Genomic DNA, 14,856 nt, shown 5'->3' with positions numbered 1-14,856 from the left:
TCATCCATCACAAATAGTGAACAAAAATGATGAAAACTAGCAGGGGATTAGTCTGTCCATTTGTCGATACTTTCTTTCGAAACGATCATGTAAAAAATCGTTTATTTATGTACGATTTTTTACATACAAGGGCGACATTTATCCTCTCTAGTGAAACTAGGGAGGTTTTTTTATGACTATTTTATTCGCACGTAATATTGAAAAGAGCTTTGGTGATCGCACACTATTTACATTACCATCACTGGAAATTCAAGCACAGGATCGCATAGGAATTGTCGGAGTCAACGGAGCTGGTAAATCTACGTTATTGCAAATATTAAGTAAAGAAATAGAAGCTGACAGAGGCTTAGTAACTCATCATAGTTCTATCGCCATCATTCCTCAGCTCAGCGAAGAACTACCGGAAACCACTTCTTCTCTCGCAAAAGGAAAATGGAGTATTTCAAACGTTACCGACGCAATGAGCGGCGGTGAACGAATGCGACTAAAGATTGCGCATGCTCTCGAACAAAATGCAGGCATTTTATTCGCTGATGAACCAACAAGCCACTTAGATATGGTCGGTACAGAGCAATTAGAAAAGGCACTTTCATCTTATAAAGGGGCACTTGTTTTAATATCGCATGACCGTGAATTTCTAGATAATATATGTACCAAAATTATTGAAATTGAAGACGGTATTATTCAAGAGTACAAAGGTAATTATTCAAACTATCGAAAACAAAAAGAACGTGAACGAATACAAAAACAAGCAGAATATGAGCAATATATACAAGAAAAAAATCGTTTAGAACAGTCCATTCTACAAAGAAAGCAACGTGCTTCTAACATGAAAAAAATCCCAACACGGTTCAGTTCATCTGAATCTAGACTTTATAGGTTAAGTGGGGCTCATGGCCAAGAACAGGTTAGTAAAGCAGCGAAAGCATTAGAGACACGTCTCGAAAAACTAGAAAAGAAGGAAAAGCCAAAGGATCTTTCTCAAGCTCAATTTGACGTGCAATACCATACACCCATTCATAGTAAGGTGGCAGTACAATTCAATAAAGCAACAAAGAAAATAGGCGACCGTATACTATTTAAAAATATGAATGGAACTATTGCCCCTGGTGCAAAGCTTGCCGTTTTAGGGGCAAATGGAAGCGGCAAAACCACTTTGTTCAACATGCTTCTCACAAACGAGCGTGGCATGCAGCTATCGAAAAGTTGTAAAATTGGATACTTCGAACAAACATTATCTATTTTAAAAACAGATAAAACCATTTTAGAAAATGTTCTAGAAGAAACAAACTATACAGAAGCATTCGTTCGCACAATACTTGCACGACTTCTATTCCGCCGTGAGGATGTTCATAAACCTGTGCACGTTCTAAGCGGGGGTGAACGAATGAAGGTTGCACTCGCAAAAGTATTTTTAGGAAACTATAATATGCTTCTGCTAGATGAACCGACAAACTATTTAGACTTAGCGACGCAAGAAGAATTAGAAACCATGTTACAAGAATATCCTGGCACAATACTTTTCATTAGCCATGACCGTGCCTTTATTCGCTCTGTTGCAGACCATATTCTACAAGTAGATGAGAGTGAACCAAGAATCTTCCACGGTAATTACGAGCAATACACAAAAAGAACCACCGAAGATTCTGTAAACGTTACTGAGCAAGAATTGTTACAATTACAAACAAAATTAACAGAAGTCATCGGCCGGATTTCCATTCCAAATCATCACGATGACATCACATCTCTCGAACAAAAATACGCAAAATTATTAACTCAAATTCAAAAATGTAAAGAAGCACTCTAATGTCTTCCCTATATATCGACGGGGCATTCCACATTTCCCAAGAAATATTGAATCTTCGACATAGAATACAAAAAGCCGTGCATCAGCACGGCTTTTCATTTTAGATACGGACAGCAGTCCCGCTCACAGCAACCATTAGCATTCCTTCGCGAACTACCTCGTAATCCACGTCGATACCAACAATTGCATTTGCATTTTTTTGTCTTGCGAAAGTTTTCATCTCTTCCATTGCGATGTCGCGTGCTTCTTTTAATTTACTTTCATAAGCACCCGCACGACCGCCGACAACGTCACGGACGGAGGCGAAAAGGTCACGAACGATATTCGCACCCATAATCGCTTCTCCATTGACAATATCGATATACTCAATAATTTCTTTTCCTTGAATTGTAGACGTTGTTGTTACAATCATACTTTATAGCCTCCCATATGAGATTTTTACCTACTTATGGTGCACTAATTCTGTACAAATTATATTTACGAACTAAACTGAGCTTCGTATAACCTACTGTACCCTCCGCCTTGCTCAATTAATTCATTATGTGAACCTTGTTCTGCAATACCATCTTTATTTACAACGACGATGCGATCTGCATTTTTAATCGTTGCTAGTCTGTGAGCGATAACTAATGTTGTACGACCAACAGATAGCTCCGCAAGCGATTTTTGAATCGCAAGTTCCGTCTCTGTATCTAACGCAGAAGTTGCTTCATCCAATATTAAAATTGGCGGGTTTTTCAAGAACATACGAGCAATCGCTAGACGCTGCTTTTGTCCACCTGAAAGTTTCACGCCGCGCTCACCGATAACAGTATCTAAACCGTCCGGCTGTGAGTAAATTAAATCTTCTAACTGCGCACGTTTTACTGCCTGCCAAATTTCAGCTTCTGATGCTTTTAAATTTCCGTAAGCGATATTTTCACGAATTGTTCCTGAGAATAAGAACACATCTTGCTGCACAATTCCAATTTGCTTACGAAGTGAAGATAATGTCATATCTTTCGTATCAATTCCATCAATTTGAATCGATCCAGATGATTGCTCATAAAAACGTGGTAATAGGCTACATAACGTCGTTTTCCCAGCTCCTGATGGTCCAACGAACGCAACTGTTTCACCTGCATGTATTTTCAAACTAATGTCATTTAAAATCGGTTCTTTGTTTTCATATCCAAACGTAATGTTGTTATATTGAATATCACCGTGTACATGCTTCACTTCCATTGCATCTTTAGAGTCTACAATGTCAGGCTCTGTTTCAAGAAGCTCTACATATCTTTTAAAACCGGCGATTCCTTTCGGATAGCTTTCGATTACCGCGTTAATTTTTTCAATTGGGCGGAAGAAAATATTCGTTAATAGAACGAATCCGATAAATCCACCGTACGTTAATTCCCCTTGCAGAACAAACCATGTACCGCATATTAAGACAAAGAGCGTTACGAGACGCATGAGCATATAACTAATCGACGAATTTAACGCCATAATTTTATACGCCATTAATTTCGTTGTACGGAAACGAGCGTTGTTCACAGCAAATTGCTCTTTCTCAAACTTTTCATTTCCGAATGCTTGTACAACGCGAATACCACCAACGTTGTTCTCAATACATGCATTGAAATCAGCAACATCTGAGAATAAACGTCTAAATGTACCTGTCATTTTTTTATTGAAGTACAGCGCTAACCATAATAGGAATGGAATGACGAAGAACGTTAATAACGCTAACTTCCAGTTGATCATCATCATAAATGAGAATGCCCCAACTAAAGTCATTACGGCGATAAATAAATCTTCTGGTCCATGGTGAGCAATTTCTCCAATTTCCATTAAATCGTTTGTAAGGCGTGAAATTAAATGACCTGTTTTATTATTATCAAAAAATCTGAATGATAGCTTTTGAATATGATCAAATAATTTCTGCCTCATATCTGTTTCAATGTTAACACCAAGCATATGTCCCCAATATGTAACGACATATTGTAAGCCTGCATTTAACATATAAACTGCGAGTAAACCGAAACAAGCCCATAAAATAAGCGTCCAGTTTTGCCCTGGCAATAACTTATCAATAAATTGATTTACGATAAGCGGGAAGCCGAGTTCTAATAATCCTGCGACAACCGCACAAGAAAAGTCGAGTATAAATAAACCTTTATACGGTTTATAGTACGAGAAAAATTTACGCAGCATATCTTACCTCCATTTTCCAAAATTAAAAAGACTCCCTAAATGATAACCATTATCAAATAATTATTCAAGTTATCCGTCTATGAAACTGAAAATAAGCTTTGCGATAGTTGTCGTTTTTTGCTGGAAAGTCGATATATTCGAATAATCGCCGATATATTTCGAGTTGCGCTGATATATTTGCAAAATCGCCGATATAAACTTCATTTACTAACTACTCTCCCATCCCCAAAAACAAAAAAGGTACCACCACAAGGTGATACCATTCCTTCTATTACATCGCTTCCGAATCCCACTCATGCTCCTGTTCAACGAATACAATACCTAATTCGTGATGTCCACCAGCATATAATGCAGTTTGTGCAAGACGAAGCTCACCATTTGTATCTAATACTTCTAATTTACAAAATGCTCCTGTCGTCTTCGTTTGAAGCGCATCATAAAATTCCTCGGCGCTTTTTGGAATGACTCCATTTGCTTTCGTAATAATTTCTCCAGGCAGTAATTTCAGCTCTGCTCCAATTGTATTTGGAATTGTATCTAGTACAACGAGCCCATCATTGCGTGCAGCAAAATACGCTGGTCTTGTTTCATCGGCAATTTTTTCTTGCATCGAAATTGTGAAACGCCCAAGCATAGCGACTCCCATCGCGATAATTGCAAGTACGTGCCACCAGTAACTTGCGATTCCTAAAACGAGCACAAGTCCTGCTAACCCATAAACCCGTCTTCCTGTAAATAATAAAGCTTCCGTCGGCTCATAACTTTTAATATTTCTCATAAATCCAATTAAAAATGGAACGAGGAATAGAGAATATGTATTTGAACCTATTGAAACGACAGGCCACCATGAAATAAACTGCGTTACCGCATCACCCGGTACAAGAATAAAAATAGGAACGATCCATAAACGCTTTGATTCGTGTAAACCAATCTTTAATCCACGCTTCCCCTGCCTAATCCTCGGCGTCGAATATCCTACTGCGTTTTTAGAAATCAATAAGCCTTCTACAATAAGCATAACGCCTAGTAAAATAACAAGGGATACAATGGTACTCTCTTCACCTTCTCGAAGCTGTAAAAAGGAAACTGGTAGCTTAGAAGATAATAGAACACATACAATCGCAATGCTAAATGTATAAGCCGCCGATAAATATCGATACATAGCCGTTAATCCAAATAGTAACGTCCAAATTAAAATGGCCCATAAGCTTGCTTTAGAAACAACAAGTCCAAGCCCAATCGTAATAATAGATACTACTAATCCGTATCCAATCCCTGCAAATAGAGAGGTTCGCAGTTCAAACCAAATATCATAAACTTTAAAAGAAAAATCTTTTCGTTCTCTTAACATACGTAAGTATCCAACGAAGATACTACTTATTACAAATATATAGACAGCAGGGTGTAAGAAAAAACGTCCAACTGCCCGCATTATTTCAAAAATCCACGCCTCCACGAACTCATTCACCACCATTTATATCATTCTTTCTTTTTATATTATCATAACTAAACAAACGTTTGTTTAACACAAAAAAATACAGGCAGCAAACTGCCTGTATTTCTTCTTATTTTGCCATTAATTTTAATGCTGACTGTAATTGTAGATCATTTTCTCCAGAACGGATTTTTTCGATAATTTTAGTTTGAATCGCTTCAGCTGTCTTTTTATCAAGCTGTCCTGTCGCTTCCATTTCATTTGCATTTTGGAATGCTTTCAGAGCCGATTCTGTCTCTTTACTAAAGTATCCATCTTCACGACCTGGTACATAACCTAAGCTCTTAAGCATTTCTTGAGCATGTTTTACTTGTACATCATTTGAATTGTATGAAAGTGTTTTTTCAATTTGAATTGGTGTCGCATGATAATAATTTGGTTGCTTCACTTCTACTGTTGGCGCGATTCCTTTTTTATGAATCCAGTTCCCATCCGGTGTTAACCATTTAAACATCGTTAATTTAATGTTGCTGCCGTCTTTAAATGGAACAGCTTGCTGGACAGTACCTTTACCAAATGTCTTTTCACCAATTAAATCGTATCCTTCTCCTTCTTTTAGCGCACCCGCTAAAATCTCTGAAGCAGAAGCACTTCCATTATCAATTAATACTGAAATTGGATATGGTTTTCTCTCTTTCAGTTCCGTAGAGAATTTCTTCTTCTCACCATTTCGCTGCTCTACTTGTAGCATCGGCTTTTTATTCGTCATAATTTCCCCTAGTATATCTTCTACACTATTTAAGTAGCCACCAGGATTACCACGCACGTCAATAACTAAGCCTTTTATATTTTTCTTCTCTAACTCTTTTAACTGATCCTTAAATTCTTTCGCTGTATTTTCAGCAAAAGAAGTGATTTGCATATAACCGATATCTTTTCCGCTCTCTTGCTTCACAGAACTAAACACTGTAAAGATCGGAATCTTTTCACGCTTAATTTTAAATACAATCGGATCAGTTACTCCCGCACGTTTAATTTCAATTGCGACAGTCGTTCCCTTTTTACCACGAATTTTTAATACTGCTTCTTCACGTGATAAGTCTTTCACACTGTTTCCATCTACAGATAAAATTTGGTCATTCGGTTTAATTCCTATCTTTTCTGCTGGTGAACCTTTAATTGGCGATACGATAATAAGCTTACCGTCCGTCTTGTTCACCTCAGCCCCAATCCCCTCTAATTCGGGATCAAGCGATTCACTAAACTGTTTGGCTGTTTCTTTATCCATATACGTGGAATAAGGGTCCTTCAGCGTAGACAACATACCTTGTATTGCACCTTCAACTAACTTTTCATCTTTCACGTCTTCCACATAACGTGAATCAATTAGTGCATACGCCTCATTAATTTTTGCCAAATTCCCTTGCGCAGTGCTAGCATTCCCACTCGAAATTGTTTGCGTTACTTCTGATGGGTTAACCCCAAATACAGACATGCCTGCAAACATTCCGCCAGCACCAATTAAAAATGCAACAACCATTCCAATAATTGCAACTCTACGTTTCAATGCGGAATTCCCCTTTCCAAAACACACAGGTGGTGTAGCAAAAGGCATCACACATTGTGTGATGCCTTTACCTATTTCTACTATATGATAAGCTTGTACGAATTATGTTTGCAACTTTTTATACTTTTAAGAAGCGACGAATTGACATTACACTTCCCCACATACCGATTAAAGCACCGATTAACACTAGTAAACCAGCTAATTGGAATACGAATGGACTGTATGGTAGAAGCTCGAAAATTGTTCCGCCAAGTTTTTCATTAAACACACCTTGCAACGAATTATACGTAATTAGAATTAGGCCAATTGGAATAATTGATCCTAATACTCCTAAGAATAATCCCTCTAGCAAGAATGGCCAACGAATAAACCAGTTTGTTGCACCAACAAGTTTCATAATTTCAATTTCTGTACTACGAGCATAAATTGTAATTTTAATTGTATTAGAGATTAAGAACATCGCTGTGAATAAAAGACCAGCAATTAACGCAATCCCAATGTTACGACCAGTTTTTACAGTATCAAATAATCGTTCAACTTGCCCTTTTCCGTACTGAACATTACTAACAAACTGCATTTTTTCAACCTTCTTCGCGATTGTCGCTGTATCGGTTGGTTCTTTCGCTTTTACAACGAATACGTTTTTAAGTGGGTTATCTTGTTCAAATAACTCAAACGTTTTTCCACTATCACCTAAGCTTTTAATTAAACGTTTTAACTCTTCTTCTTTAGAAGAATATTTAATAGAATCTACTTTTGCAATCTTACTCATATCTTCTTCTAATTTCTTTTGATCCGCTTCTTTTGCAGCTGGATCAATGTGTACACGAATCTCTACATCTTGCTCTACTTTCGTCGCAAAATGGTTCATATTCATAATCGCTGTTAAAAAGACACCTACAAGTAATAATGTAACTGTTACTGCACTAACAGAAGCAAATGTCATCCATCCGTTACGTGATAGATTCTTTACACCTTCTCGCAAATGTCGACTAAGGGTCTTAGCCTTCATATCCGTATCCTCCCTCAATCTCATCTCGAACAATTTTTCCGCCTTCAATCGCGATTACACGATGACGGATTGTATTTACGATATCTGCATTATGCGTCGCCATAACAATCGTTGTGCCGCGCTCATTAATGCGAGTAAAAATATTCATAATATCAAGAGCTGTTTCAATATCTAAGTTACCTGTTGGCTCATCGGCAATTACAACCTTTGGTCTATTTACAATTGCTCTTGCAATAGCCACACGTTGTTGCTCCCCGCCCGAAAGCTCACTTGGAAGTGCGTCTGCACGATCTTCAAGGCCTACAAGACCTAGAACTTCTGTTACACGCTCACGAATTGCATCCGGTTCTTCTTCAATTACTTCTAAAGCAAACGAAACATTCTCATATACCGTTAATTTAGGTAGCAATTTGAAATCTTGGAAAATCACGCCTAATTGACGACGGAAATACGGAACATCTCTTTCTGCCAATGTTTCGATAGTAAGTCCATTTACATTAATAGATCCTGTAGATGGTTTCTCTTCACGATACATCATTTTAATAAATGTAGATTTTCCGGCTCCACTCGGTCCAACTACGTATACGAATTCACCTTGTTTAATGTTAACTGTAAGACCAGCAATGGCTTTCATACCATTCGGGTACTCCTTATAAACATTCGTCATTTTTATCATTATTTATCACCCAATACTTAATGATTTTTTTCGAAATACTTTTCTGTACATCTGAAAACAAAAGACATCCTTCATTTTCATTTAGTCATCCTTGTTGAAGATAGTTTACTTATGCTTTCTCATAAGCAATACCACTCTATGTAATATATTTCAGCAAAATTCTACAAACCCCATTGTAACATCAAACGGTTTCCAATTTGGATACATTTTTGTTACAGTTATGTTACATACCAGAAAAAAGGAAAACGAGTTGACTATATTATCAACTCGTCCATTTCACCTTTTTTATTTATGTTCAGCTAACCATTCAGACACTTTTTTCGCATCTTCACCTTGAATAAGTCCTGGTGACATTGAACCGCGGCCTTTTTTAATAATCTCTTCGATATCTGCAGCGTCGTACTTACCGCCTACTTTTCTTAAATCAGGTCCAGTTGCCCCTGATAAATCTGTTGCGTGACATCCCGCACAACTTCTTTGGAAAATTTGTTCTGCGCTGTCTGTACTTGCAGACTGTTTCGAAGACTTACTCTCTTCTTTATTTCCGCATGCTCCTAAAGCAAAAACAACCGATGTCCCTAGCACAATAGCCAACAATTTCTTTTTCACTTCTATCGCTCCCCATTGTTGATATTCTTTTTATTCCTAACACACTCATTTTCATTATAAGCATTATCTTTATATAGAAAAACTAAGGTGTATTTCATATTCCTCAAAAATACAGTGAGAACCTTGATAAAATAATGCTTTCATAAGTTGTTTCAATTCTGTGAACAACTTAAAAAACTCCTATAAAGCATCCTTTTTAAAAGGAAAATTAGAAAGTTCTATATAAATCTTTACCATATTACCGCTCTATTTTACTATTCTCTACTTTTTACAAAACAATATACAGCATTGTAATCTACATATAATCCCATCAAAAAGAGAAGTTGTCGTTTCCAACTTCTCTTCCTCTTTACTTCATCTATAAAAATAAAATCAAATTCTTTATATCCTCTATTGTCCTCAGCATGCGCCAACAATTTCGTTGGCTTTTTTTCGCTTATTAGATGCGAGAACGTAAGTAAGCATCAATAAATGGATCAATCTCTCCATCCATAACAGCTTGTACGTTACCAACCTCCGTATTTGTACGATGGTCTTTTACAAGAGAATACGGGTGGAATACGTAAGAACGGATTTGGCTACCCCATCCGATTTCTTTTTGCTCTCCGCGAATTTCATCTAATTCTGCTTGTTGCTCTTCTAGTTTCTTTTGATATAATTTCGCTTTTAACATTTTCATCGCATGCTCACGGTTTTTAATTTGAGAACGCTCCGACTGACATGTTACAACCGTATTTGTCGGTGTATGTGTAATACGAACTGCTGAATCTGTCGTATTTACGTGCTGTCCACCAGCTCCACTTGCTCGGTACGTATCAATTTTTAAATCTTCTGTACGTACTTCGATTTCAACTTCATCATTGAACTCTGGTACAACTTCACAAGATACGAATGATGTATGACGACGCCCTGAAGAATCGAATGGTGAAATACGTACAAGACGATGTACACCTTTCTCTGCTTTTAAGTAACCGTAAGCGTTATGACCTTTAATTAATAAAGTTACACTCTTAATACCAGCTTCATCACCTGGTAAATAGTCAACCGTTTCTACTTTGAATCCGCGTTTTTCAGCCCAGCGTGTGTACATACGTAATAGCATAGAACCCCAGTCTTGTGACTCAGTTCCACCTGCACCTGGATGTAATTCTAAAATCGCATTATTTTTATCATAAGGATCACTTAATAGTAACTGAAGCTCATACTCATTCATTTCTTGAATTAAGCCTTTTACTTCTGATTCTAATTCCTCATGTAAATCTTCATCATACTCTTCTTTTAAAAGCTCATGCGTGATTTCTAAATTTTCGAACGTCTCATCTAACTGACGGAACTTTCCAACCATATCTTTTAACGCATTCGCTTCATTAATTACAGCTTGTGCGCCTTGTTGGTCATCCCAAAATCCTGCGCCCATCATTTTCTCTTCTAATTCTGCAATTTGTTTCTCCTTAGTAGGGAGGTCAAAGAGACCCCCTAAAAGCCGCTAATCGCTTAGCCATTTTCTCTAATTCCTGTCTAATTTCTACTAATTCCATTTCCTTCACCTCTATGTAATTGCTGTTACTTTCGTATGAAAACAAGGGAAACTCTCTCCACTTATTACGGAGAGAGTTTAATCCTTCTTAATTATACATTTTTGATATAAAAGTTTGCAAAACAGCCAAAGCTATCGTCCTATATTACTGAACGATACCACAGCAGTTTTTATATTTTTTACCACTACCACATTTACATAAATCATTGCGGCCCACTTGGTCACCTTTTACAACTGGCTTTTTCTTTGCTTCTTCGCCATCGCTAGAAGGATGAACAGCTTCACCTTGAACAACTTCTTGACGTTCTAAGTTTTGTTCAATTTCAGCTTTCATAATGTAACGAGAAATTTCCTCTTCAATAGAAGCAACCATTGACTCGAACATCGCGAACCCTTCCATTTGGTACTCACGAAGTGGATCGATTTGACCGTAAGCACGTAAATGAATACCTTCACGAAGGTGATCCATCGCATCAATATGCTCTGTCCATTTCGTATCTACAACGCGGAATACAACAACCTTCTCAAACTCACGCATTTGCTCTTCTGGCATAAGCTTTTCTTTTTCATTGTATCGCTCAATTAATTTCGCAATAATTGGCTCGCTCATTTCCTCAGGAGCAAGGCGACGTAATTCTTCTTCTTTTACATCTCCGTCTTGAAGAAGGTTTGTATTTAAGTAGTCAACAAGACCTTTAATGTTCCAATCTTCTTCAATTTCCTCTTGTGTATGAAGAGCAACAGCACGTTCTACTGTAGATTTCATCATACCTTCAATAATGCCGCGTAAGTTGTCAGACTCCATTACCTCTTGACGCTGTTTGTAAATAACTTCACGTTGCTGACGAAGTACATCATCATATTGCAGTAACTGCTTACGTGCATCATAGTTATTTCCTTCAACACGTTTTTGTGCAGATTCTACCGCACGAGAAACCATTTTACTTTCAATCGGCTGAGAATCATCCATACCAAGGCGGTCCATCATTGCTTTCATATTATCTGAACCAAATCGGCGCATTAATTCATCTTCCATCGATAAGTAGAACTGCGTAACACCAGGGTCCCCTTGACGACCAGCACGACCACGTAACTGATTATCAATACGACGACTTTCGTGACGCTCTGTACCGATAACTGCTAAACCAACGTTTTTCACATCGTCTCCAAGCTTAATATCTGTACCACGACCTGCCATGTTCGTCGCGATTGTTACAGCACCTTTAATACCAGCCTCTGCAATGATATCTGCTTCACGAGCATGGTTTTTCGCATTTAAGATGTTATGACGTACACCTTTACGCGTTAACATTTTTGAAATAAGCTCTGAAGTTTCAATTGCAACTGTACCTACAAGAACAGGTTGCCCTTTTTTATGACGATTTACAATATCCTCAACAACAGCATTGAACTTACCTTCCATTGATTTAAAGATTAAATCGGCACGATCATCACGAATAATCGGTTTGTTTGTCGGAATTACAATAACGTTCATATTGTAAATGTTACGGAATTCCTCTTCCTCTGTTTTCGCTGTACCAGTCATACCAGATAATTTTTCATACATACGGAAGTAGTTCTGGAATGTAATTGTTGCAAGCGTCATGCTTTCATTTTGAATTTCTACACCTTCTTTTGCTTCAATCGCTTGGTGTAATCCTTCGCTATAACGACGACCTTTCATAAGACGACCAGTGAATTGGTCTACAATTACGATTTCGCCTTCTTGTACAACATAATCTGTATCACGATGCATAACAACGTGTGCACGAAGCCCCTGATTAATATGGTGAAGAAGTGCTACATGTTTTAAATCGAATAAGTTTTCAATATGGAAAGCTTTCTCTGCTTTCGTAATACCATCTTCTGTTAGCATTACATTTTTCGTTTTCACATCAAATGAATAATCTTTTTCATTTTCTAACGTACGAACAAATGCATTTGCAAACATGTATAGCTCTGTTGATTTTTGAGCTTGTCCTGAAATAATAAGCGGCGTACGTGCTTCATCGACTAAAATAGAATCGACTTCATCGATAATAGCAAAGTGAAGTGGACGTTGAACGCACTGCTCTTTATATAAAACCATGTTATCACGTAAGTAATCGAATCCAAGCTCATTATTTGTGCTATACGTAATATCAGCAGCATAAGCCTCTTGTTTCTCTTCGCGTGACATACTATTTAAGTTAATTCCTACCGTTAAGCCAAGGAACTCATGAAGTTGTCCCATTTCGCTCGCATCACGTTGTGCTAAATATTCATTGACTGTAACAACGTGAACACCTTTTCCTGTTAAAGCATTTAAATATACAGGTAATGTAGATGTTAACGTTTTACCTTCACCCGTTTTCATCTCAGAAATATTCCCTTCATGTAAGGCAATACCACCCATTAACTGTACGCCATATGGACGCATTCCAAGAACACGAGTTGCCGCTTCGCGAACAACTGCAAAAGCTTCAGGTAGTAAATCATCTACTGTTTCACCTTTTGTTAGACGTTCTTTAAATTCAAGCGTCTTTCCTTTTAATTGTTCATCAGTTAGTGGCTTAATAGATGACTCTAATGCATCAATTTGCTCAACTGTCTTTTGCATACGTTTAATTTGGCGTTGATTTACATCAAACACCTTTTTTAAAATACCGATCATAGGAAATACGCTCCTCTTTTTATTAAAATAAAACTTCCGATTGTTTTTCTTTTTCTCTATTACAATCAGTCGTTATAAAAATCAAATGTATGTTATGCCAATTTTTCTCCTAATTAAAAAAACTAAAATGTATATACCTAATGATAATTGTAACACTTGTCTTATAACTATGACAACAATCGGCCGATTGTCTCGTTCTAAATTAAGAAAAGTTTTTTAAAAATCTATTTTCAGCAAAAAAAGCGCAGCCTCATTCGGCTGCGCTTTCGAATTATTATTTAGTTTCGATTAAACCGTATTTCCCATCTTTACGGCCATATACAACATTAGTTTCGTTTGTATCAGCATTTGTGAAGACGAAGAAATTATGTCCTAGCATATCCATTTGTAGGATTGCCTCTTCAACGTCCATCGGTTTTAAATCGAATCGTTTTGTACGTACAAGTTCTAATTCATCTTCTTCTACCTCATCCAAAACAGCTACTGCTTCTGGAAGGATAAAGTTCGTTTTTATAGAACCTTTCTCACGTAACTTACGATTTACTTTTGTTTTATGTTTACGAATTTGTCGCTCAATTTTATCAACTACTAAATCGATAGCAGCGTACATATCGCTATTAGTTTCTTCTGCACGAAGTAATAAATCAGTAAATGGGATTGTTACCTCGACACGTTGCTTGTCAGAGTATACTTTTAAATTAACTTTAATCTCTGGGAATGTATCAAAATAACGCTCTAACTTACTTAGTTTTTTCTCTACATATTCCTTTAATGCTGGAGTTACTTCAATATTTTCACCACGAATGTTGAATTTCATAGATGAATTCCTCCTTTCAAGCCTATGTACTATAATTTCGACATTGGCTTAAAAACTCCTTCTAACTTTTTTAAAAAAATTAGTGGAATTGCGATTTTTTTATCGTTTTTTGTTGAAATGAAAAGATGCATCGTTTCTATCTTTATTTTATCCTATTAACATCGTGAATAACGAATATTTCTGTGGACAATTCGTTACAGAAAAGAAACAACTTTTTGACAACTTACCCTATAACAAAAACCCCTTGCGAAAAACAAGAGGTTCTACTACATATATATAACGTTGCCACAAACGCAGCTTTCTCTTCCCAAAACAATATACCCTACAGTTTCACAACATTAGCTGCTTGTGGTCCACGTGCTCCATCTACAATGTCAAACTCTACTTGTTGCCCTTCTTCCAATGACTTATACCCATCTTGTTGAATAGCAGAAAAATGGACAAATACATCGTCACCATCTTCACGCTCAATAAACCCAAATCCCTTTTCTGCATTGAACCATTTCACTCTTCCTTGCATGTTCATTCCATTCCCTTCACTCTAAAAATC

12 protein-coding genes are annotated in these 14,856 nt (G+C 37.1%); 1 reads left to right on the top strand and 11 read right to left on the bottom strand.

Annotated features, from left to right (window positions below):
- Positions 1-172 precede the first annotated feature (172 nt).
- Complete coding sequence (gene abc-f, locus MR112_RS10805; protein WP_242244947.1) at positions 173-1,807, top strand: ribosomal protection-like ABC-F family protein; 1,635 nt, start codon at positions 173-175, stop codon at positions 1,805-1,807.
- 100 nt (positions 1,808-1,907) lie between these two features.
- On the opposite strand, the gene MR112_RS10800 is transcribed toward abc-f, so the two are convergent.
- From MR112_RS10800 to cspC, 11 genes are all read right to left on the bottom strand, one after another.
- On the bottom strand, positions 1,908-2,219 hold the full coding sequence (locus tag MR112_RS10800) for a heavy metal-binding domain-containing protein (protein WP_000637523.1): 312 nt from the start codon (positions 2,217-2,219) through the stop codon (positions 1,908-1,910).
- 65 nt (positions 2,220-2,284) lie between these two features.
- Entirely contained in the window at positions 2,285-4,000 is a 1,716-nt protein-coding gene (locus MR112_RS10795) for an ABC transporter ATP-binding protein (protein ID WP_000944620.1), read from the bottom strand.
- A 271-nt stretch (positions 4,001-4,271) separates the two neighbouring features.
- Positions 4,272-5,474 carry a PDZ domain-containing protein gene (locus MR112_RS10790; RefSeq protein WP_134266182.1) on the bottom strand — a complete coding sequence of 401 codons (1,203 nt, stop codon included), beginning with the start codon at positions 5,472-5,474 and terminating at the stop codon, positions 4,272-4,274.
- 91 nt (positions 5,475-5,565) lie between these two features.
- Positions 5,566-7,002, bottom strand: a complete 1,437-nt coding sequence (locus tag MR112_RS10785) for a S41 family peptidase (protein ID WP_000830313.1) — start codon at positions 7,000-7,002, stop codon at positions 5,566-5,568.
- A 118-nt stretch (positions 7,003-7,120) separates the two neighbouring features.
- A complete protein-coding gene (gene ftsX / locus MR112_RS10780) occupies positions 7,121-8,014 on the bottom strand; it encodes a permease-like cell division protein FtsX (RefSeq protein WP_000645027.1) in 894 nt (297 codons plus the stop codon).
- The gene (gene ftsE / locus MR112_RS10775) at positions 8,004-8,690 is read right to left on the bottom strand and encodes a cell division ATP-binding protein FtsE (protein WP_000594321.1); all 687 of its coding nucleotides are present in this window, start codon (positions 8,688-8,690) and stop codon (positions 8,004-8,006) included. The genes ftsX and ftsE overlap by 11 nt, the downstream gene beginning before the upstream one ends.
- 285 nt (positions 8,691-8,975) lie before the next feature.
- Positions 8,976-9,299, bottom strand: coding sequence for a cytochrome c551 (cccB, locus tag MR112_RS10770; protein WP_242244946.1), 324 nt, complete (start codon positions 9,297-9,299; stop codon positions 8,976-8,978).
- Positions 9,300-9,738: 439 nt separating this feature from the next.
- A protein-coding gene (gene prfB, locus MR112_RS10765) for a peptide chain release factor 2 (protein WP_096001716.1) occupies positions 9,739-10,837 on the bottom strand; the annotation gives its coding sequence in 2 pieces (ribosomal slippage) (positions 9,739-10,764 and positions 10,766-10,837; 1,098 coding nt in all).
- A gap of 144 nt (positions 10,838-10,981) precedes the next feature.
- Positions 10,982-13,489 (bottom strand): preprotein translocase subunit SecA, encoded by a 2,508-nt coding sequence (gene secA, locus MR112_RS10760; protein ID WP_000579385.1) that lies wholly within the window; start codon positions 13,487-13,489, stop codon positions 10,982-10,984.
- A gap of 274 nt (positions 13,490-13,763) precedes the next feature.
- Positions 13,764-14,306, bottom strand: a complete 543-nt coding sequence (hpf, locus tag MR112_RS10755) for a ribosome hibernation-promoting factor, HPF/YfiA family (protein ID WP_000671185.1) — start codon at positions 14,304-14,306, stop codon at positions 13,764-13,766.
- A 322-nt stretch (positions 14,307-14,628) separates the two neighbouring features.
- The gene (gene cspC / locus MR112_RS10750) at positions 14,629-14,826 is read right to left on the bottom strand and encodes a cold shock protein CspC (protein WP_001990088.1); all 198 of its coding nucleotides are present in this window, start codon (positions 14,824-14,826) and stop codon (positions 14,629-14,631) included.
- Positions 14,827-14,856 lie beyond the last annotated feature (30 nt).

The sequence above is a fragment of the Bacillus cereus group sp. BfR-BA-01330 genome (assembly GCF_022663885.1).
GTDB lineage: Bacteria > Bacillota > Bacilli > Bacillales > Bacillaceae_G > Bacillus_A > Bacillus_A cereus.
Note: the sequence above shows the minus strand (reverse complement) of the source record. Positions and strands in the feature narration are given on the sequence as shown.

Excerpts from the sequence above, each read along its gene's own strand:
- abc-f (WP_242244947.1), top strand. The coding sequence starts at position 173 with ATGACTATTTTATTCGCACGTAATATTGAAAAGAGCTTTGGTGATCGC.
- MR112_RS10800 (WP_000637523.1), bottom strand. The coding sequence starts at position 2,219 with ATGATTGTAACAACAACGTCTACAATTCAAGGAAAAGAAATTATTGAG.
- MR112_RS10795 (WP_000944620.1), bottom strand. The coding sequence starts at position 4,000 with ATGCTGCGTAAATTTTTCTCGTACTATAAACCGTATAAAGGTTTATTT.
- MR112_RS10790 (WP_134266182.1), bottom strand. The coding sequence starts at position 5,474 with ATGGTGGTGAATGAGTTCGTGGAGGCGTGGATTTTTGAAATAATGCGG.
- ftsX (WP_000645027.1), bottom strand. The coding sequence starts at position 8,014 with ATGAAGGCTAAGACCCTTAGTCGACATTTGCGAGAAGGTGTAAAGAAT.
- ftsE (WP_000594321.1), bottom strand. The coding sequence starts at position 8,690 with ATGATAAAAATGACGAATGTTTATAAGGAGTACCCGAATGGTATGAAA.
- secA (WP_000579385.1), bottom strand. The coding sequence starts at position 13,489 with ATGATCGGTATTTTAAAAAAGGTGTTTGATGTAAATCAACGCCAAATT.
- hpf (WP_000671185.1), bottom strand. The coding sequence starts at position 14,306 with ATGAAATTCAACATTCGTGGTGAAAATATTGAAGTAACTCCAGCATTA.
- cspC (WP_001990088.1), bottom strand. The coding sequence starts at position 14,826 with ATGCAAGGAAGAGTGAAATGGTTCAATGCAGAAAAGGGATTTGGGTTT.